Annotated in this window: 14 protein-coding genes and 1 pseudogene; 8 read left to right on the forward strand and 7 right to left on the reverse strand. The window is 47.5% G+C overall.

Going from position 1 to position 20915, the window contains the following annotated elements:
• Positions 1-6: 6 nt before the first annotated feature.
• The 5 genes and pseudogenes from LS482_RS18675 to tnpA all read left to right on the forward strand — a co-directional run bounded on the left by LS482_RS18675 (position 7) and on the right by tnpA (position 6199).
• The gene (locus LS482_RS18675) at positions 7-1620 is read left to right on the forward strand and encodes a RagB/SusD family nutrient uptake outer membrane protein (RefSeq protein ID WP_233029033.1); all 1614 of its coding nucleotides are present in this window, start codon (positions 7-9) and stop codon (positions 1618-1620) included.
• 65 nt (positions 1621-1685) lie between these two features.
• Positions 1686-3977: a GH92 family glycosyl hydrolase gene (locus tag LS482_RS18680; protein ID WP_302849333.1), complete on the forward strand. Its 2292-nt coding sequence runs from the start codon at positions 1686-1688 to the stop codon at positions 3975-3977.
• A 12-nt stretch (positions 3978-3989) separates the two neighbouring features.
• Positions 3990-4928 (forward strand): endonuclease/exonuclease/phosphatase family protein, encoded by a 939-nt coding sequence (locus LS482_RS18685; RefSeq protein ID WP_233029034.1) that lies wholly within the window; start codon positions 3990-3992, stop codon positions 4926-4928.
• Between the two features lie 12 nt (positions 4929-4940).
• On the forward strand, positions 4941-5606 hold the full coding sequence (locus tag LS482_RS18690; protein ID WP_233029035.1) for a basic secretory protein-like protein: 666 nt from the start codon (positions 4941-4943) through the stop codon (positions 5604-5606).
• Positions 5607-5759: 153 nt separating this feature from the next.
• Positions 5760-6199 (forward strand): annotated as a pseudogene (tnpA, locus tag LS482_RS18695) (IS200/IS605 family transposase).
• A 229-nt stretch (positions 6200-6428) separates the two neighbouring features.
• Here the strand turns inward: tnpA and LS482_RS18700 are convergent.
• Positions 6429-7178, reverse strand: a complete 750-nt coding sequence (locus tag LS482_RS18700; protein WP_233029036.1) for a DeoR/GlpR family DNA-binding transcription regulator — start codon at positions 7176-7178, stop codon at positions 6429-6431.
• A 320-nt stretch (positions 7179-7498) separates the two neighbouring features.
• Here LS482_RS18700 and LS482_RS18705 point away from each other — a divergent pair, with 320 nt between their 5' ends.
• The 3 genes from LS482_RS18705 (at position 7499) to LS482_RS18715 (ending at position 14079) form a co-directional block, all read left to right on the forward strand.
• Positions 7499-10720, forward strand: a complete 3222-nt coding sequence (locus tag LS482_RS18705; RefSeq protein WP_233029037.1) for a SusC/RagA family TonB-linked outer membrane protein — start codon at positions 7499-7501, stop codon at positions 10718-10720.
• 10 nt (positions 10721-10730) lie between these two features.
• Positions 10731-12443, forward strand: a complete 1713-nt coding sequence (locus tag LS482_RS18710) for a RagB/SusD family nutrient uptake outer membrane protein (protein ID WP_233029038.1) — start codon at positions 10731-10733, stop codon at positions 12441-12443.
• Positions 12444-12546: 103 nt separating this feature from the next.
• Positions 12547-14079: a glycoside hydrolase family 10-like protein gene (locus LS482_RS18715; RefSeq protein WP_233029039.1), complete on the forward strand. Its 1533-nt coding sequence runs from the start codon at positions 12547-12549 to the stop codon at positions 14077-14079.
• Positions 14080-14166: 87 nt separating this feature from the next.
• Here the strand turns inward: LS482_RS18715 and LS482_RS18720 are convergent, their stop codons facing one another.
• The 6 genes from LS482_RS18720 to LS482_RS18745 all read right to left on the reverse strand — a co-directional run bounded on the left by LS482_RS18720 (position 14167) and on the right by LS482_RS18745 (position 20764).
• Positions 14167-15114 (reverse strand): glycoside hydrolase family 43 protein, encoded by a 948-nt coding sequence (locus LS482_RS18720; protein WP_233029040.1) that lies wholly within the window; start codon positions 15112-15114, stop codon positions 14167-14169.
• A 2-nt stretch (positions 15115-15116) separates the two neighbouring features.
• Positions 15117-16148, reverse strand: coding sequence for a glycoside hydrolase family 43 protein (locus LS482_RS18725; RefSeq protein ID WP_233029041.1), 1032 nt, complete (start codon positions 16146-16148; stop codon positions 15117-15119).
• A gap of 4 nt (positions 16149-16152) precedes the next feature.
• Positions 16153-17181, reverse strand: coding sequence for a glycoside hydrolase family 43 protein (locus LS482_RS18730; protein ID WP_233029042.1), 1029 nt, complete (start codon positions 17179-17181; stop codon positions 16153-16155).
• On the reverse strand, positions 17178-18227 hold the full coding sequence (locus tag LS482_RS18735) for a glycoside hydrolase family 43 protein (protein ID WP_233029043.1): 1050 nt from the start codon (positions 18225-18227) through the stop codon (positions 17178-17180). Before LS482_RS18735 ends, LS482_RS18730 begins: the two co-directional genes overlap by 4 nt.
• Positions 18228-18457: 230 nt before the next feature.
• A complete protein-coding gene (locus tag LS482_RS18740) occupies positions 18458-19651 on the reverse strand; it encodes a glycoside hydrolase 5 family protein (RefSeq protein WP_233029044.1) in 1194 nt (397 codons plus the stop codon).
• Between the two features lie 111 nt (positions 19652-19762).
• On the reverse strand, positions 19763-20764 hold the full coding sequence (locus LS482_RS18745; RefSeq protein ID WP_233029045.1) for a right-handed parallel beta-helix repeat-containing protein: 1002 nt from the start codon (positions 20762-20764) through the stop codon (positions 19763-19765).
• Positions 20765-20915 lie beyond the last annotated feature (151 nt).

Genomic DNA, 20915 nt, shown 5'->3' on the forward strand with positions numbered 1-20915 from the left:
AAAACAATGAAAACTACAAATATTAAGATACTGATTATCTCTCTTGTTATTTGCTGCACGGGTTGTATGGATCTGGATGAAAGCACATATTCGGAACTCTCGGAATCAAATTTTTATAATACTGAATTGGAGATCATTCAGGCGACGCTCAGGCCATTTACGCATATGCAGGCCTGGCTGGCCTATAGCGGACAAAACGGATTTTATTATCACAATGAACTTTCTGCAGACCAGGTAGCCTGGCCGCAGAAAGGAAGGCATGGCTATGATAACGGAGATCATATACGACAGCACTACCATACCTGGACCTCACAGGAATCCAGGCTGGAAAATGCGTGGAATCTCATCTGGACCGGAGTCGGGTATGTAAATGCAGTTATTGAGGATGTACAGGAAATAGATCCTGAAGCCGTAGGAATGACCCAGGAAGAACTGGAGTCCATTCTGGCCGAATCTAAAGTGCTGAGAGCGTATCACTATATGAAACTCATGGATATGTGGGGAAATGTTCCTATTGTTACAAAAGTAGGTGAACCCCTTGATCCTGAAACCAGATCCAGAAAAGAGGTCTTTGAATTTGTAGAAAACGAACTGCTCGAAAATGTAGAGAAATTACAGGAGTTATCCCCCGAACTTCTCGGCAGGGTATCCAGGGCGTCCGGTTATGCCATGCTCTCGGAACTGTATTTGAATGCCGAAGTATGGAGCGGAGAGGCCCGGTGGGACGATTGTATAGAATATACGGATAAGGTAATCAACGGAGAGGGAGGAGCCCTGGCCGGGTCCATTCAGTTGGATCAGGATCCTTTGGGACCGTTTAACAATACCAATGAAAACTCCCCTGAAAATATCTTCCAGTTCCCGTTCAGCCATACGGAAGGATTCGGATATAGCTGGGCGGCATTTTACGCCGGATTCTCAAATATGGCCCCCGCACTGGATGTCGATTATGCCGGATGGAATGCCTTTGTGGTCATACCTTCTGCTTTTGATGCCTACCAGGAGAATGACCTGAGAAAACAGGAGTGGTTTTTATTCGGTCCCCAGTATAGGTACGGTACCGATGAACCTATTCTCGGTAGTGAAGAATACAACGGGCAACCCATGGTATATGTCAACAATATAAGAAGGAATAGTGAAGGGCAGACCGGAGAAGGAAGCATGACAGATGGCGAAGAAAACAGCGGGGCAAGGTTTAACAAGTACCGTTCCGGGAGACAGGATGACGAAAACTACCTGAATAATGACTTTGTGATCTACCGCCTTACCGAGATGTATTTTAACAAGGCCGAAGCCCTGATGCGCAGGAATGGCGGAGCAGCGACTGCCGAGGCTGTGTCATTAATCAACCGGAGCAGGCAAAGGTATTTCTCCGAAACGGATTGGCCGGACGAAAGGTATGAGGCTGCCACACTTACCATGGATGAACTCCTGGCAGAAAGGGGAAGGGAGTTCATTTTTGAAGGAAAGCGGAGGACAGACCTGATACGGTTCGGGAAATTCACTACCGGGACCTGGTGGGACAAAACCCCGGACGGGGGCGATAATACCCAGGTCTATCCTATTCCTTATAACCAGACCATCGCCAATCCCAACCTGGAACAAAACCCGGGATATTAATAGCAAAATTAACCTCGGACTCTCCCGCTTTTAAGGGAGAGTCCGAATTTATAACCCTTATAATCGTGCAAAAAACAAAGAATTTCAACTATCTCTGTATTATTTTTTTGATTAGTGGCTTCCTGAATGGGCAGACCGTTAAAGAACCTCCCGGACCAATAGATCATGTGAACCCGTTAATGGGAACGGACTCCGATTTTTCCCTGTCAAGCGGAAATGTATATCCCGCCATTGCCATGCCATGGGGAATGAATTTCTGGACTCCGCAAACGGGGAAAAACGGAGACGGGTGGACATACACGTATAATGCGAGAACCATAAGAGGGTTTAAGCAAACCCACCAGCCCTCGCCCTGGATGAATGATTACGGGCAGTTTTCGCTGATGCCCGTTACCGGAAAACTCCGTTTTACTGAAAAAGACCGGAAAAGCTGGTTTTCGCATAAAGCAGAAAAGGCCACTCCTTATTATTATAAAGTATTCCTGGCCGACCACAATGTAACTACCGAAATAACACCTACAGAAAGGGCTGCGAGGTTCCGGTTTACATTTCCTGAAGATGACTCGTATATCGTGGTAGATGCTTATGACAAAGGATCGTATGTTAAGGTTATCCCGGAAGAACGTAAGATCATGGGCTATTCTACGAGAAACAGCGGAGGTGTTCCGGAAAACTTTAAAAATTATTTTGTCATTGAGTTCGACAAGGCTTTTGAAGTGAGTAAAACTTTCCGCGATTCTGTCCTGACCGATGCTTTAACCTCTGAATCGGATCATTCGGGGGCAGTAATCGGGTTTAAAACTAACAGAGGAGAACAGGTTAATGCTAAAATAGCCTCTTCCTTTATCAGTTTCGAACAGGCCGAAAGAAACCTTGGAGAAATCGAGGCGTTGAATTTTGACCAGCTTAAAGAAAAAGGGAGAAAGGTATGGAACAGGGAACTGGAACGGATTCAGGTGGAGGGCGGAACCGCTGAGCAGTACAAAACATTTTATTCCTGTCTCTACCGCACCCTGCTTTTCCCGAGAAAATTTTACGAATATGACGAGACGGGGAATGCCGTACATTACAGTCCTTATAACGGGAAAGTAGAACCCGGCTATATGTTTACCGATACGGGATTCTGGGATACCTTCAGGGCACTGTTCCCCTTTCTGAATTTAATGTATCCCGATTTGAATGAAAAAATACAGGAAGGGCTCCTCAACGCTTATAAGGAAAGCGGGTGGCTTCCCGAGTGGGCAAGTCCCGGGCTCCGGAATATTATGATCGGAAATAATTCGGCATCTATTGTGGCAGAAGCTTTTTTGAAAAACAGGGACAATTACGATTATGATATCAAAACCCTGTATGAAGCTTTGCTTCACGGCGCCAACAATGAAGGTCCCATGACGGCGGTAGGTCGGGCAGGAGTATCGTATTACAACCACCTGGGCTATGTCCCTTCGGGTGTGGACCTGCGTCAAAGCGTATCAAGGACCCTGGAATACGCTTATGATGATTTTGCCATCTATCAGTTGGCTCGGGCTCTGAAAAGACCGGAAAAAGAGATCAACCTGTACAGGCAGAGAAGTCTGAACTATAAGAAGGTGTTCGACCCTGAAACCGGATTTATGAGAGGCAGACTCCGCAACGGGGACTTTGTTGAAAATTTTAATCCCATACAATGGAGCAGGGATTTCACCGAAGGTAACAGTATGCATTATACCTGGTCTGTATTTCACGATATAAAGGGCTTGATCGGCCTCATGGGGGGCAGGCAGGCTTTTATCCGCCAATTGGATACGGTATTTACCACACCTTCTGCAATAGTGCCCCGGGAAGGCGGAGGCATTATTCATGAAATGCGGGAAATGCAGATTGCAGATATGGGGCAGTATGCACATGGTAACCAGCCTATCCAGCATATGATCTATCTTTATAATTATGCAGGGCAGCCGTGGAAAACCCAGTATTGGGTCAGGGAAACCATGAACAGGATGTACAGGCCTTCTCCCGACGGGTACTGTGGGGATGAGGACAACGGGCAAACATCGGCCTGGTATGTGTTTTCGGCTTTAGGGTTCTATCCCGTGACCCCGGCTTCAGATCAGTATGTGCTCGGAGCCCCGCTCTTCGAAAAAGCCACTTTACAACTGGAAAACGGTAACCGGATAATTCTGAATGCTCCTGGGAACTCTTCACAAAACCGGTACATTCTTGACATGCATTATAATGACAAAAATTATACGAAAAACTATTTGAGTCACCGGGAACTTCTCAAAGGCGCTGTAATTGATTTTGAAATGGGAAACACCCCCGATAAGAAAAGAGGAACCCGTCAGGAAGATTTCCCGTATTCGTTATCTGCCGATTAAACTTTATTGAAAATGAAACAGAAAACACAAAAGTCTTATGGCAGTTATGTTGCATTGATATTGATTCTGGTCAATATATCTGTCGTTTTTTCACAAACCATGAATGTGGCAAGTTATAATCTGAGATACGATAATCCTTCGGATTCGCTCAATAACTGGAAATTCAGGAAAGAGGTCATCGCAAAACTGATACGTTTCCATGACTTTGACATTTTTGGCAGCCAGGAAGGATTGCAACACCAGTTGGATGAACTGGAAGAAGAGTTAACAGCTTATGCATTTATAGGTGTGGGGAGGGATGATGGAAAAAACAAGGGAGAACATTCGGCAATATTTTATAAGACAAACAAGCTGGATGTATTGGACAAGGGTGATTTCTGGCTCTCTCCGGAAACGGACTATCCGAATAAGGGCTGGGATGCAGTTTTGCCGCGTATCTGCTCCTGGGGGAGGTTCCGGGTAAAGGAAACAGGATACGAATTTTACTTTTTTAATGTGCACTTTGACCATGTGGGTACCGTGGCCCGAAAGGAAAGTGCCCGCCTTATCCTCCGGAAAATAAAGGAAATAGCCAAAGGGAACCCCGTGATCTTAACAGGAGATTTCAATGTTGACCAGAACAGCCCGAGTTACAAAATACTGAAGTCTTCGGAAATACTGGCCGACAGTTATGACCTTTCCCCGTTAAAATATGGTGTTCAGGGGACTTATAACGGTTTTGATGTTAATTCGGCAAGCGGAAGCAGGATAGATCATGTATTTGTATCCGGTGACTTTAAAGTGGAAAAGCACGGAATTCTGACAGATTCGTACAAGATCAGGGAACAGAACCTTGAAAAACTTGTCAATACCGGGAATTACCCGAAGGAAATAAAATTGTATGGAAATAAAAGCCGCCTTCCGTCCGACCACTACCCGGTGATGGTTGTACTGAACAACGAAAAACAATAAAACAGGTAAAGAATGAGAAAAATTATATGTATTGCGGTATTGATGGTTACCATGGTGCCCGCACTTGCGCAAAACAGGGAAGTCATTCGTAAAAAGGGAAAGACCCTCATCTTTACGAATGACGATCCCGGACTAAAGAAGGAAGTACGGTCCGGGCTCATAAAAAACTTTTTCAAGGTCTATCCGAAACTGGTAAGGGATTTTAATCCGCGGGCAACAGATACCGTACGTGTTAAAATAGACACTGCTTATAATGGCGTGGCCTATGCACATAACGGGAAGGTTACGATAAGTTCCCGGTGGCTGGAGAAAAAACCGGGAGACACAGATGTCATAACCCATGAAGTCATGCACCTTGTCCAGGCCTATCCGCCGGATAGCGGTCCGGGATGGCTTACCGAAGGTATTGCAGATTATGTACGCTATGTTTATGGTGTTGACAATGAAAAAGCGGGTTGGTCACTGCCCGCTTATGAACCCGGGCATCATTATGAGAATAGCTACCGGATCACCGCCCGTTTTCTGGTATGGCTCACCGAAAACCGGAATAAGGATATAGTGCCTCTCCTGGATGAACATATGCGAAATAAAACGTATTCCCCCGAATTGTGGAAAACCTATACCTCAAAAAGCCTGGACGATCTCTGGACAATGTATCAGGCATCTCCGGAATTATAATACAAAGCTTGCTTAAATGAGATAAAACGTATTCTTATTGTATGATCTTAAAACGGGAAAATAGGTTGTATGTTTTTACTATTTTAGTTAAACATAAAAACCCACCTGCTAAGCGGGTGGTAATGTTCTGAGGGCTATGCCTATCTTTGTGATATGAGCAAGTATAAGAAATTAAGCCATGTTGTATATAAATGTGATTACCATATAGTGTGGGTTCCTAAGTACCGTTTTCGGATTTTGAAAGGTGAACTAAAGGCACTGCTTAGCAAAGACATCCAAATGCTTTGCGAATGGAAAGGTTGTGAGGTTCAGGAATTGACTGTTCAAGAGGATCATATTCATCTTTTGGTTTCGGTCCCCCCAAGGTGTCGATTTCCAAATTGATTGGGACATTGAAAGGAAAAATAGCGATAAAACTGTTTAAGAGTTATCCTGGGTTGAAGAAAAAGCCTTACTGGGGTAACCATTTTTGGGTTCGAGGCTATTTTGTGAGTACAGTTGGGCTTGATGAGGAGACAATAAGCAAGTATGTAAAATATCAAGAAAAGGAAGAACGTCGAGTTGAGGAACAACAACAGCGGTTTGATTTTTGATCATAAGACCCCCTAAGGGGGCAATCAAAAGCCACCTTCTTAGAAGGTGTGATTTTTACTTTATTCTGAGCTTGCCTGCACTGAATCTAATCGAAGTGACGGCTCGCCCCGACGGGAATTAAGTGAACCAACTGTTTTTCTGTATGTTATAAATCGAACTCACGCTATAATTAATACCCCTAAATCCTACGTCATATAATCTTAAGTCTTAAGTCTAATATCTCATACTTTACAACAGTACAATATTACTGTTCCCGAACCTTTCCAATACTTCATTGTCCGGTTCCAGTTCTGTAATAAGGATGTCTATGTCTTCGATATCACAGATCTTATAGCGTTGAATGGTATTGAGTTTTTCAGAAATGGAAGGGGAGACCACCTTTTTCGATGCCCGGATCATGGCCTTTTTCATTTCCACGATCTCCCAGTCAAATTCGGTCAGGCCGTGCCCTACATCGATGGAATTCGTACCCAGGAAACAAATGTCCACCTTAATGTCGGAAAGCATGTTTATTGCTGTTCCGCCTACGGCGATACGGGAGTTTTTGGATAGTTTTCCCCCAATGAGGATAACCTCTGTATTCTGTTTTGTTAGCAATTCATTGGCTATGGAGAGGCTGGGCGTAAAACAGGTGACGGAAAGCCCGGGAGGTAAAAGCCTGGCCAGTTCCAGGTTGGTCGTTCCCCCACTGAGCAAAATTACCTGTCCGCTTTTGAGCAGCCGTATTGCTTTCCGAGCTATATGGGACTTTTTTTCAATCGAATATACTTTTTTCCCCGGTGTATTGTAATTGTAAAAGCCAAGGGATATGGCGCCGCCGTGGACCTTCTTGAGCTTTTTTTCATCGTGGAGTTCCTTGATGTCCCTGCGTACCGTGTCTACGGAAACTTTCACCAATTCGGCAATATCGGTGAGAAGCACCCTGTTGTGTATCCTTACTTCGTTCAGGATAAATTGTTTCCTTTCTTCCTTTAACATGTAACGGATTGAGTTTTATTCAGAAAGTGTATTAAATAACTGCAAATATAGGGAAGAATACTTCGCAACAACCGACGGGCAATTAAAAAACGGCATAAAATCGCATAATATTGCAATTATTTGCATATTTTTGAGACGGATGATGATTCGAAAATTTCTTGATTAGTGTTGTATTTGTATATTAAAGTTACTAAAAACCAGTATAATTATAATTTCATAGAGTGACCTTACCTCCGGAAGAGGATTAATGAGTATTGCATAAAAAAATTGCAATAATTTGCATAAAACTTAATAACCAGCATACCAACAAAACACGAATTATGAAACACTTACCAAAACTATCCTTATTGTTGATTTGTCTCTGCTCGGTATCGTTATGGGGACAGGAAAGAATCGTAACCGGAGAGGTTTACGATGCGGAAGGCGTCCCGCTGCCCGGCGTGAGCGTATTTATTAAAAACACCACCACGGGGACGGAAACCGATTTTGACGGCCGGTTTACCATACAGGTTCCCGAACAGGACAATACCGTTCTGGTCTTTTCTTCCCTCGGTTTTATAAGGCAGGAAGTTGCTGTCGGGGACAAAACCTCCCTCGTTATTACACTCCAGACCGATGTTGAAGGTCTGGACGAGGTCGTTGTTGTGGGATACGGTACCCAAAAACGGGGCAACCTTACCGGGGCGGTATCCACCATAGAACCGGAAATACTGGATTCAAGGCCCATAACAGATGTCGCCAGGGGATTACAGGGCGTGAGTCCCGGCCTTACCATTACCACACCCAGCGGACAAATAGGGGAGAGTCCGTTGATAAAACTCCGCGGAAATGTCGGTACACTGGGAAACCCCGGCGGTGCACAGCCCCTTATCCTGGTCGATAACGTGGAAGTGCCGGACCTGCAATCCATAAACCCGCAGGATATCGAGAATATCTCGGTGCTGAAAGATGCGGCTTCGACTTCCATATACGGGGCGAGGGCTGCATGGGGAGTGATACTTATCACCACTAAAAACGGTAAGCGGAATGCCGCGCCTACCGTGTCGTATTCAAACAATTTTTCGTGGGCAACTCCCACCTCAACCCCGAAAATAGCCCCCGCGGCTGAAGGCGCCGAAATGGCCTTTGCAGCGGTAAACCGAAGAATCCCTTCGCTCGATGTCTTCAGCATTGTGGGGATGTCCGTAGACCAGCTCGCCATTGAAAAGATGCGCGAATGGGAAGAACAGTATGGCGGCCAGGACCTGGGTATGGAAATGGTGGAAGGCAGGGACTTCGAACGCAGGGACGGAAGGCTGTTCTTTTACCGTTCGTGGGACCCCCGGAAACTGTTTATGCGGGACTGGGCCCCGCAACAGAAACACGACCTTTCCGTATCCGGGGGAAGTGAAAATACGAATTACTACCTGGGACTGGGATACCTGGGGCAGGAAGGCGTCCTGAAAGCCAACCCGGACCAGTTTGACAGGTATAACTTAAACTTAAGTGTCAATACCCGGATAAACGACTGGCTGAGCGTAAGGGGAAAGGTGCTGCATTCCAACACCAAGCTTACAACGCCTTTCTATTTTACCAGCGCTACCTACGATCCCTGGTATTATGTGACCCGCTGGCCCGCACATTATCCTTACGGAACTTTTGAAGGCAAACCCTTCCGGAACCATATCTCGGAAGTGGAACAGGCCAAATTGAATGAAACCAACCATTCACTGTCGCGCGTAAACCTCGGGGGGACCATCAGTCCGCTGGAAGGACTTACCGTTAACTTCGATTATACTCACGACCGTACGGAACAGCATGAACATCAGACCGGGGGTGTTCTGCATGCTTATAACTTCTGGGCCACGGGCCCCGACCTCAAATACGAAGCCTACAGCAGTCCTTCGTACAACCGGGTACAGTACGAATCGGCATGGAGCCGCCGGAATACGGCCAAGGCTTTTGCCACCTATACCACCGATTACGGGGACCATTCGCTCAAGTTTATCCTCGGGGGCGACCTGGAGGAATATGAATACTGGTCGCACTATTCCCAGAAGCGAAACCTGCTGGACCCCGATCAGGGCGAACTCCCCCTGGCCACCGGGGATATGTTTGTGGGCGGGGAAAGGAACAAATGGACCACCCTGGGAGCCTTCGCCCGTATCAATTATTCGTATAAAGAGAAGTATTTACTGGAACTCAATGGACGTTATGACGGATCGTCCCGTTTGTCCATCAATGAAAAATGGGCTTTTTTCCCGTCCATGTCCGTGGGATATGTGATCAGCAAGGAAGATTATATGGATTTTGCCGCACCCACACTGTCCTTTCTGAAGATCAGGGCTTCCTACGGGGAAGTGGGGAACCAGGACGCACGCCTGGGCAATATTTACCGGGTAATGCCCACCTACAATTCCAACTGGGTGATCGACGGCCAGAATATCCCGACGGCGGGAACTCCCGGTGCCCTTCCCGCATCGCTTACCTGGGAGACGGTCACTACCTTCGACATAGGTGTGGATGTACGTTTTTTTCAGGACAAACTGGGAGCTACTTTCGACTGGTATAACCGGACCGTAAGTGATATGCACAGCGACGGGATTACGTTGCCTTCTTCCTTCGGTACGGCATCCCCGAAGCGGAATTACGGCGAATTGCAGACCAAAGGATGGGAACTGGCTGTCGATTTCAGGCATACTTTTGCCAACGGGCTACGTATCAATGCCATGGCCACATTGTCTGACTTTAAGGAAAAGATCACCAGGTTTGCCAATACCACAAAAGGCATCAATTCCAATTACGAAGGAAAAATGCTCGGGGAAATTTGGGGATATGAAACGGACCGGTACTTTACGGAAGATGATTTCGACGCCGACGGCAATTTAAAGGCGGGCATTGCCTCACAGGAAATATTCGAGGATAACGGCTGGTTTCACTACGGCCCCGGAGATGTCAAATACAAGGACCTGGACGGGGACGGTGTCATAGATTACGGTTCCCGGACCGTAGGCGATTCCGGGGATATGAAGGTGATAGGCAATACTACCCCGAGATATCAGTACGGCATTCAGCTCGGTGCAGGGTGGAAAGGCTTTGACCTCAATATTTTTATGCAGGGGGTGGGAAAACGTGATTTCTGGGCCAATGGCCCCATTGTGATCCCCGGTTACCGGTATGGCGAAGGATGGTACGAGCATCAGCTTGATTACTGGACCCCGGACAACCCCGATGCACGCTACCCGAGACCCAACGACCAGCAACAGTCTAACGATGCCATGAATTTCCTGCCCCAGACCAAATATCTCCTTGACCTGTCGTACCTGCGGATGAAGAATATAACCCTCGGGTATACCATTCCGTCCGGGCTTACCGATAAACTCGGCATGAATACCGCACGCGTTTATTTCAGCGGGGAAAACCTGTTTGAATTCGAGGATATCGGGGTGCCCATCGATCCGGAAATAGACTATACGCAGGCCGGGAGGAACGACAGCAACACTTTTGCCCGCGTTTACCCCTTTAGAAGGTCATTATCCTTTGGCGTACAATTAACCTTTTAAAAACCGAAACATGAAAACTGCAACTAAAATATTCACGATACTATTGATGTCGATCGGTATGGCCGGCTGCGACGACGATTTCCTGGAAGTCCCGCCGCAGGATCAGCTCATTGACGAATCTTACTGGAAAAGTGAGGAGAATGTAAGAACTTTTGCCTATGGATTTTACACCAACAATTTTGTAGGGTATGGTTCGGGGTATGCATGGGGAAATTATTTTTCAGGCCAGTCCCTTAATGATGATTTTGCACCGTCCAATCCACCTGTATTTACACAACAAGTGCCTACCTCAGGAGGAGGATGGACTTTTGCCTGGGTACGGAAGGCCAATATCTTTATAAACCGGGTACAGGAGGTCCCTATGGAAGAAGAAGCCATAAATCACTGGACGGGTGTAGGACGTTTTTTCCGGGCCCTGGAATACTTTTATCTGGTGAAACGGTTCGGGGATGTCCCTTATTACGACCGGGAACTCTCCGAAGATGATACCGAAGCCCTCTACAAGGAAAGGGACGACCGTACTTTTGTAATGGACAGGATGCTTGAGGATTTCCGCTTTGCTGCCGAAAATGTCCGTGAAAGTGTTGAAAACAACGGGCAGGAAGTGAACAGGAGTGTGATCCTCGCTTATATGTCACGCGTATTCCTGTTTGAAGGGACCTGGCAGAAATACCATGCGGATAACAGTTCAAAAGCGGCAGAATACCTGGAAGCTGCAAAATGGGCTGCAGAACAGGTAATGAATTCAGGGAAGTTCTCCCTGGGGAATTACCGGGAAGTGTTCAATTCCCTGAGCCTTTCCAATAATCCGGAAGTCATACTCTATCGCGAATACGAAGCGGGTATACTCACCCATGCCCTCAACAGCTATAACAACAAGGAGCCCCAGACCGGGGTTTCGAAGGATGCCGTGGAAACCTACCTGATGAGTGACGGCCTCCCCATTGAGGTCTCCCCGCTGTACCAGGGCGACCGGGGCATTGAAAACGTGATGGCCGACAGGGACCCGCGTATATACGAAACCCTGGTTCCCTATGAATTGCGGATCAACGGTGTGGCGTCCAATTACTCCACTACGGGATATGCCACACATAAATTCCTGAACGAATCCATTGCAGACGACCCCATGGGAAGTTCGAACCTCAATCCCACCGATGCGCCCGTAATCCGCTACGGGGAAGTCCTGATGAACTATGCCGAAGCTGCGGCAGAACTCGCTTCTGTCGGCGGCCCCGCATTTTCACAGGCAGACCTGGACAAATCGGTAAATGTGTTGCGCGACAGGCCGGGGGTAGCCCTTCCCCATCTGGAAATAGCAGGCGGGCAGCCCGCAGTTAACGGAGTGGTGTACAGCGATCCCCGAAGGGACCCCGATGTTCCTGCCATGATCTGGGAAATACGCCGGGAGCGAAGAACAGAGCTGATGATGGAAGGGTTCCGCCTGGAAGACCTCGAACGGTGGAAAAAACTGGAATACACCGATATGGTACAACAAACCGATATCAACCGGGGGGCCTGGATAAAGAAATCGGATTACCCGGAGAGCAACCTGGAGAGCCTGGTGCTGACCGATGGGGAAGAAGGCTATATCATCCCGGCTTCGGCCGGTGAATCACAAAGAGAGTTTACCGATCCGCGTGTATACCTGGAACCGATCCCGCTGGACCAGATCACCCTGTACGGCGATAACGGAGCGGAACTGGAACAAAACCCGGGTTGGTAGACTTTGTTGTTTTCTGTGGAAGCCTTTTGCTATTTTTGGCAAAAGGCTTCTTATTCATCAGGGGCTGCCGCAACATGCAGGTAAGTTCAAATCAATAATAATAATGGCATACAACAAAAAGCTTTACCGTTATATTTACAGGTCCGTACTCCTGTACCTTCTCCTGGTTACGGGATGTAAATCCGCTCTTAATACTACAAGTCCCGTTTCGGGCCGGGGAGGTGAAATACCGTATAATATAGAAGAATTCAGGGCGGCATGGGTAGCTACGGTGGCCAATATAAACTGGCCCGGTAAGCCGGGATTGCCCGTAAATGTACAGCGGGAGGAAGCTATAAAAATCCTGGACTTCCTGGAAAGTCATAATTTTAACGCTGTGGTATTGCAGGTACGTCCCCAGGCCGATGCCTTGTACAGGAGCGAACTGGAACCCTGGTCCTATTACCTCACAGGAGAACAGGGCGTGCCCCCGGCCCCGTTTTACGATCCCCTGGAATTCTGGATAGAAGAGGCCCATAAGCGGGGACTGGAACTGCACGCATGGCTTAACCCCTACAGGGCACACCATACGGAAAGCAAGGGCATCAGTGAAAAATCCGTGGTCAAAACAAGGCCCGGACTTGTGATTAAACTGGCCAACGGGATGTGGTGGATGGACCCGGGACTGGAAGAGACCCGCGAACATTCGCTGGCCGTCATTATGGATATCGTTAACAGGTATGATATTGACGGCATACACTTCGACGACTATTTTTATCCTTATGATTCCTATAATAACGGTAAGGATTTTCCCGATGATAAAAGCTGGCAGCAGTATAAAGACTCCGGCGGAAAATTATCGCGGGGCGACTGGCGAAGGGACAATGTCAACAGCTTCATCAAAAAAGTGTACCGGGAAATAAAAAAGGAAAAACCGTATGTGAAATTCGGACTGAGCCCTTTCGGTATATGGCGACCGGGGTATCCCGAATCGGTAACAGGGTATGACCAGTACGAAAAACTTTATGCCGATGCCAGGCTGTGGCTGAATGAAGGATGGATTGACTATTTTTCTCCCCAATTATACTGGAAGATCAGTCAGATCGGCCAGAGTTTTCCCGAACTCCTGAGATGGTGGGCAAAGGAAAATACCCGTGGCAGGCATTTGTGGCCGGGTATAAAAATAGACCGGGGCGGGGGAAGGGATAACGCTACGGAAGTTGTTAACCAGATCATGATCACCCGTGGCATTCTTCAAGAGAGTAAGGGTACCGTACACTGGAGCATAGGCCCGCTCATGAAATACGATACCCTGTCAAAAAAACTGGTCGAAGGCCCATACAGGAACAAGGCCCTGGTTCCGGCAAGCCCCTGGCTGGACAGTGAACCTCCGAAACCTCCGGAATTAAACGTCTTCCGAAAAAAAGGAAAGGTATATGCGACCTGGACACACCCCGGGAGAGCCGGTATTTTTAAATGGGTACTCTATTACCAATACCGGGATGAGAAATGGAAACACACCATCCTTACAAAAGAGCACAGCACACAGGTCTTCGATCACTTGTCAGATGAAGGAAACCCCTTACTTTTTGTCGGTATGACCGCTGTGGACCGTTCCGGAAATCAGAGCGTGTTTATTAAAATGAAAACGGACTAACCTATTTAATGTAAAGCCGTTTCCCCTGAAATAATGAAAGTGTCTGAAAAAATAAGACCGGAAAATAATGAGCTTTTAAGACTTTAATTATAAACCGATCCACCGGAAACTGCCGGGGTCGATTTTGAATTTGTTGTCCTTGAAAAGGAGCTTTACCAGGGCTGTTTTCCGGGGATGGACTTTTTTATCCGAATAATGGGTGTGCAATACGTAATACATGGAACCATTGCCGTCCGTAATGATATCCCCGTGCCCGGTGCCGGGCTGCCCGGTGTTTCCGGTGGAAATTATCGGGTTTTCCCCGGCTTTTTTCCAGGGCCCCAGGGGATTATCGCTCACGGCATATCCCACGGCGTAGTCGGGATTCCTGAAATCGTTGGCAGAGTAGAGCAAATAGTAAAGATTGCCCTTTTTCATTACCGTGGGCCCTTCGGATACGGGCCATTCGGCGTTTTCCGTATTTTCCCAGTCTTCCCGCGCGTTGATACATTCCTTCAGCGTTTCCGGTTTTATCTGCTTCAGGTCTTTGGTCATTTCAGCCACAAATATCCTGTTGCCCTGCTGTAATCTGACGTGGTACATGTAAACTTTCCCGTTATCGAAAAAAACAAAAGGATCGATCTGTTTTATCGGGGCTTCGAGGGCCGTTTTATCGTTCGTAAAAGGCCCCAGCGGACTGTTGGCGGTAGCTATGGCAATATGTTCATTCGCCGTATAGGCCATGTAGTATTTTGATTTGTATTTGAAGACCTGCGGAGCCCAGAACCCTTTGGTACCGAAGGCATCGCCTTTTTTTAATGCGAATCCTTCTTTTACACCGGCCGGGCCCCGCCAGTTTTTGAGGTCTTTGGAGGTATAGACCAGGAAACCTTCTCCCTCGATCCGGGGATCGTTTTTGGTGCCGTAGAGGTAATAGATGCCGTTGTCCTTAAAAATGGTAGGGTCGGCCAGGTAGACCTGGTTTTTCTCTGTTTCCTGTGCCGATATTTTTACGGAAAGCATAAACGATAATACGATATATTTCCAGTGGTGCATTTCTATTTGATTTTGGGTGTTTTAACAGGTGTTGTAGAAGGAGTGTCATTCCCGATTTCCGGCCATCCGTTGCGATAGGTGATCCTGTCCATAAGAAAAACCCTTCCTTTCTCCGGATGCTGCCTGTCTATGGCGTGGTACATGATCCACTGTTGCCCGGAATCGTCCGCAACGACCGAATTGTGTCCCGGTGCAAGCCACCGGTCGTTTTGTTCGAGAATAACGGGGTTTCCCCGTGGGTTCTTATACTTTTCGAAAGGTCCGACGGGATGTTCCGACCGGGCTACCATCACGGCATAATGGGCATTTTTGCCACAGCAATTATCGCCGGAATAGAACAGGTAATAGAACTTTCCGTGTTTTGTCAGCCATGCTCCTTCCACCAGCCTTTCATAATTATCCGGGTCATCGTTTGTTACCGGCGGGATCAAAGCGGTAACGGCTGAATCGGCCTTGAAATCTAACAGGTTACCGGAGAGTTCACGGACTTTGATGCTTTCGAATCCGGAACCCCAGTACATAAATGTTTTTCCGGAATCCGGGTCCCGGAATACCATCGGGTCTATGTTTACGAATCCTTTTCCGCATAATAGAGGTTCCCCTTTATCCGTGTAAGGGCCTTCTGGGGTATCGGAAACGGCAACACCAAGGCATTTTCCCGTGTCTTCTCTGTCAGATTCCCCGGAGTAATAGAGGTAGTATTTATTATTGCGCGGATTGTAGGTGACATGGGGCGCCCAGAAATCCGAAGATGCCCAGCGTGGTTTTTCGGGGAGGGCATCTCCGCAGGATTGCCAGTGCAAAAGGTCTTTTGACTTTAAAACCTGGATGTTCAGGGGCTTTTCGTTCACGGTGGTATTGGTGGCATAGGCATAATACCATCCGTTAAGGGCCCTGATCACCGTCGGGTCCGGAAAATTCTTTGCTATGACCGGGTTACGGAATGTCGGGTCTTTCTCCTTACCCGGTGAGCTGTCCTGGCCGATACTATATCCGCTGAAGAGAAGGAGCAGTATATGAACATACAATCTCATAAATTTATTTTTCAGAAGGTATTTTGAGGACCGTTTTTTCGGAAACGGGGCTACCGGGACGGGGTGTTCCGTCTTCGTTCCAGCGGATTTTCTGCATTCTCGGGGAGCGTTTTCCCCCGCAACCGTCACCCGGGTTGGCATTGGCGTGATAGAGTATCCAGTCTTCCGTACCGTCCGGGGATTTAAAAAAGGAATTATGTCCGGGGGCATAGACCGAGTTTTCCTCCGATTTTGTAAAAACGGGTTCCGGGTGTTTTTTCCAGGATGAAGGGTCAAGAATGTCTTCACCTTCAAGGCTCAGCAGGCCCAAAGCGTAATAATCGGTCCAGCATCCGCTTGCGGAGAACACAATGAATATCTTTCCGTTGTGTTCGAGGTATTGGGGACCTTCATTGACATTGACATGGGGCGGATTGGCAGCATCATCAAGGTCGCCCTGCTTTTCCCAGGCATAGGTGGGTTCGGCGATCAAAACGCGTTTTCCGTCGATGGTCCACGGGTTTTTCATCCTGGCGATATAGATATTCTGCTGCCCGTTGGTATCGCCTTCCCATCCGGACCAGATCATATAGAGTGTGCCCTTGTATTTAAAAACGTTGCCGTCAATAGCCCACCGGTCGGGCCAGGCAGAAACTTTTCCCTTGAATTCCCATTTCCCCGTAAAAGGGTCTTCCGATTGGTTTTCCAGTACATACATGCGGTGATTGTTGTTGTCGCCGTCATCTGCCGCAAAATAGACATACCACTTCCCGTCGATAATATGAAATTCCGGGGCCCAGATGTCTTTGGAGTACGGGGTGCCTTCCGGCGGGGTCCATATGAGTTTACTTTCCGCATTTTTAAGGTCGGCCAGGTTTCTGGTTTTCCAGAGCATCAGTTTGTCACCGAGGGTATGGGTATAGTAATAATACCCGTTGTGATACGTACTGTAGGGATCTGCCCCCGAAGGTAAAATCGGGTTGGTGAACGTTTTCTGTTGAGCGGAAAGACAGCCACCGATAAGGAGCATTACAACTATTATTTTCTCTTTCATTTCCTGTTTTTTTCTATTCCGAATTTTTTTACCAATATATTGTATTCTTTTTTTGAAATAGGCAACATGCACCCGTGCCTTACTTTCGGGGGAAGGCTGTATTTGTCCCAGTCACTGAAAAAAGTGTATCCGGAGGCCTGGTACCAGGGGCCGTTCAGGTGGTCTGCAATGGAAAGGCCGTAGGAAACGCCCGGATACTGTTCGTAATACAGATACCATATGTTTCCGTCGGGTGAGGGGATCAGTGCAGGAGCTTCCCTGAAATTGGGACTTATCGGGTCCTGCGGAAGGGAATAAGGCCCGAGCAGGGTATCCGAACGTGCAATACGTATGGTTTTTCCGGTAGACCAGTAAAGGGTAGGGTAGGTCTCGTCTTTTAAAATGGCGTAATAGGTGTCTTTCACTTTCCGGATAATAACATCGATAGTGCCGAATTCCCAGCTGAATAATTTACGGGGAGGTCCTTCGAATGTTTTCAGGTCTTCCGAAAGTACGTAGAGGGTGCGCTGGCTCGCCCAGTACCTTTCCGGGTCTTCTTGGGTACCTTCCTTGTGGGGCGTGTGCCAGGTCATTATGAATTTCCCCGAAGTCTTGTCGTAAAACAGTTTGGGCGCACCTATCCTTTGCAGGGCTTCACCGTAGCCCGGGGTACTTTTTAAATCGGGGGTGTAGACCGCGTGTTTTTTCCAGGAAACGAGGTCGTCCGATACCCAGATATTGATATCGGGAGAAGCATCGCTGGTGTTTCCCGCAATAAAATAACGGCCGTCCGGGCCTTTTACAATATCGGGATGGCCCTGGTAATCTTTGAAGACCCGTTCTCCGTTGTTCAGTTGATACCAATGCAACCCGTCCGTGCTGACGGAATAATACAGGCGACCGTAATCTTCGTGCGTCATATGGGCAAAAAGATAGGCCTGGTTCTTCGCTTTTCCCCCTTCCGTTACCTGTCCCGGGGGATCGGGCTGCTGGGCATTACAGGTGGTAAGCAGAAACAGTAACAGTATAAAGGCCGATATGCCGAAGACCGGGTTTGTGAGATTCATGTTTTCATTGGTTTCAGTTAAGGGGCTAAACCCCTGTGATTTATTGCAGCACTTCAAGCAGACTCAGTATATCACACTTTGGTTGTGCGAAAAAATTATCATCTGGTTATTAGGTTATTCAATTATTCAGGCATCACGATAAACTGATTAACCTAATAACCAATAACCAAACAACCAAAATGCAATTTCATGTCGCATCAAACCGCTGTACCTTTTCGTACAGGCATGGTTTAGTTCGAATTTACTTCTGATGTCAGTTCCGAGATCAGCCGGGTTTCTACTTCCTTGTATGGTCTGCCGTCTTTGCGGAAAACCTCGTGAAACCAGAGATCGGTTTCGGCCGTATAGGTTTTGGTCCAGCTGTCCCAGGGATATTTGGTCTGGGTTTTTCCGTCTACCAGTCCCCAGTTGTACATGGCTACGTTATATTCCCGGGCTACGGGCAAAAAGCCTTCGAATGTACTGCCGTTAGGTCTGGCCATGTACTCGGTGCACAGAAGGGGTTTGCCGTATCGCTGCAGTTGCTTTATTTTTTCTTCGAAATCCTGCGGATCGTTGTAATTGTGGAATGATATAACATCCGATTGTTCCAGCTGTAATTTGTGCATGGGTTTCATGTTTTCGTGCGAACTCCAGTCGCCCGTCCATACCCCGGAGGTGAGAGGCTGGCTTGGGTTGGCCTCTCTTGCCCAGGCAAAGGTCTTTTCGAGCAACGGTAAAACCAGGTCGGCTTTATTGGGGATTTCGACATCTTCATAGGAAGGTCCGGTCATGTTATCGGGTTCGTTCCATACATCCCAGCCCAGTATGCGGTCATCATCCCTGAATTCGGAAATGGTCCCTTTAACATAGTTCTCCAGTCTTCCGTATTGTGTGGAATCCTGAAGTACGTTCTGACCGGGGCTCTGTACCCATCCGGAATTGTGGACATGAGGCTTTGGCGCTCTTTGCTCGCCGGGGGCGGGAAACGGGTCCCAGCAGGAGTCAAACAACACGAACAGCGTTCTGATATTGTGCTTGTCTGCAATGGTGAGATATTGGTCCATACGTTCATAAAAACCCTCCTTGTCATGTTTATGGAGCAGGTCGTGCAAATAAACGCGCATGGTATTCATACCAATCGATGCGGCCCATCCCAGTTCCCTGTCAATGGTCTCCGGATCGAAGGTTTCTTCCTGCCACATTTCGAGCTGGTTGATGGCGGTACTGGGGTTAAAATTTGCTCCTACCAGCCAGGGCTGGTCTTCATACCACGTATTGGCTTTTTCTTTTGTCCAGACGGAACGGACAGGTGTTTCCGTTTCTGCTTCGGGCTTTTCCGTTTTCTGCTTGTCGTTTTCCTTGTGCTTACAGCTTAAAAAAGCAATTAATACCAGTGAGGACAGCGCGTATCCGTATGTGTTCCAATTCAAAGTGTTCTTCATTTTTTACAGCGTGGTTTGGCCCTGATATTGTGTTTTTGTCTGCAGGGCGGTTAATGAATTATTTAATAGCCCGGTTCCGGGCCGGGCTTCTTTTTTCCTTAGCGTCATTTCTCAGTTTTCGTAACAAATTGTTCCGGCATTGCCTGTCATCGTGTTATTCCATTGCCCGAAGTTGGTGACCAGGTGAGGCTTGTTTATGCTGATGGCACATCCCTGGTTGCCGGTAATAACGTTATCATATACCTGGCACCCGTCGTTGGGTTGGTCCAAGTTGTTCTGGAACCGGATGGCATGGCCGAAAGTCTGGTCGATCGTACAGTTTCGTATGTTGGCACCATTGGCCTGGTCGATGCCTATACCGCCAACACCCCGCTGCTGATTGTTGTTCCTGTAAATCCATACATTATCCACAATACAGTTATGGGAGCCGCCGTCTATGGTAATTCCCTCGCCGCCGTTCTCATAGGTCTGGCAATTTATTATGGTGTTGTCAGAGCTTGCCCATTGCGAAATGCCCACGACTCCGTTGTAATATGCTTTAACACCTTCTATATGTAGCAGGTTGGCCTCGTGTATTAAAATACCGGAATGGTCACTGTTTCTGAAGTGGCTGTTGTAGATGCTGGTCTGATTGCCGAATACCCGCATATTGGGCTCGGGTAAATTGCCTCCGTCGATATATATCCAGTCGATCACGGTATTTAAAACCCCGGGATCAATATCGAGAAGCGATACACCCTGCCCGGTTTTCCGTAAATAATTTGTGGGATCAGTACCGTTGTTGGCACCTCTGATGGTCAGTCCGCTTTTATTGACATGGACCGTACCGCTAAAATAATGGTTACCTGCATGAATAAAGATAATATCACCTGAAGATGATTGATCGATCAGACTTTGCAGTGCGGCCGTTTCATCCGGCCCGTCCTGGGCATGCAGGTACCTGGTAACTCCCCGGGACGCTATAGTGTCACCTTTTTGGGAAGCGGTCTCCGCCGGAGCGTTGGTATTGCCGTAAGTTTCGTCAGCTATGTCGGAAACATTATCAGTTTGGGTACAGGCTGTGAATAGTACACATAGCCCGATGCACTTTAGTGAAGTTTTTATTGTTTTCATAATTGATTGGTTATATAGTTCAAGGTTTTAAGCCCTGCAGTTTTATTGCAGTTACTTTAGTTTCTATAAGCTTTTGCCACGAATCTGCCTATGCCGGTAGGCACATGGATATATCAACAGTTTTTAAAATGATCCGTGTATCCGTGGGCAA

The sequence above is a fragment of the Sinomicrobium kalidii genome, from assembly GCF_021183825.1.
In the GTDB taxonomy this organism is placed as follows: Bacteria; Bacteroidota; Bacteroidia; order Flavobacteriales; family Flavobacteriaceae; genus Sinomicrobium; species Sinomicrobium kalidii.

Bases quoted from the DNA above. Each gene is read 5' to 3' on its own strand.
- LS482_RS18720 (WP_233029040.1), bottom strand. From the start codon at position 15,114: ATGCACCACTGGAAATATATCGTATTATCGTTTATGCTTTCCGTAAAA.
- LS482_RS18715 (WP_233029039.1), top strand. From the start codon at position 12,547: ATGGCATACAACAAAAAGCTTTACCGTTATATTTACAGGTCCGTACTC.
- LS482_RS18725 (WP_233029041.1), bottom strand. From the start codon at position 16,148: ATGAGATTGTATGTTCATATACTGCTCCTTCTCTTCAGCGGATATAGT.
- LS482_RS18700 (WP_233029036.1), bottom strand. From the start codon at position 7,178: ATGTTAAAGGAAGAAAGGAAACAATTTATCCTGAACGAAGTAAGGATA.
- LS482_RS18705 (WP_233029037.1), top strand. From the start codon at position 7,499: ATGAAACACTTACCAAAACTATCCTTATTGTTGATTTGTCTCTGCTCG.
- LS482_RS18675 (WP_233029033.1), top strand. From the start codon at position 7: ATGAAAACTACAAATATTAAGATACTGATTATCTCTCTTGTTATTTGC.
- LS482_RS18740 (WP_233029044.1), bottom strand. From the start codon at position 19,651: ATGAAGAACACTTTGAATTGGAACACATACGGATACGCGCTGTCCTCA.
- LS482_RS18735 (WP_233029043.1), bottom strand. From the start codon at position 18,227: ATGAATCTCACAAACCCGGTCTTCGGCATATCGGCCTTTATACTGTTA.
- LS482_RS18730 (WP_233029042.1), bottom strand. From the start codon at position 17,181: ATGAAAGAGAAAATAATAGTTGTAATGCTCCTTATCGGTGGCTGTCTT.
- LS482_RS18745 (WP_233029045.1), bottom strand. From the start codon at position 20,764: ATGAAAACAATAAAAACTTCACTAAAGTGCATCGGGCTATGTGTACTA.
- LS482_RS18710 (WP_233029038.1), top strand. From the start codon at position 10,731: ATGAAAACTGCAACTAAAATATTCACGATACTATTGATGTCGATCGGT.
- LS482_RS18690 (WP_233029035.1), top strand. From the start codon at position 4,941: ATGAGAAAAATTATATGTATTGCGGTATTGATGGTTACCATGGTGCCC.
- LS482_RS18685 (WP_233029034.1), top strand. From the start codon at position 3,990: ATGAAACAGAAAACACAAAAGTCTTATGGCAGTTATGTTGCATTGATA.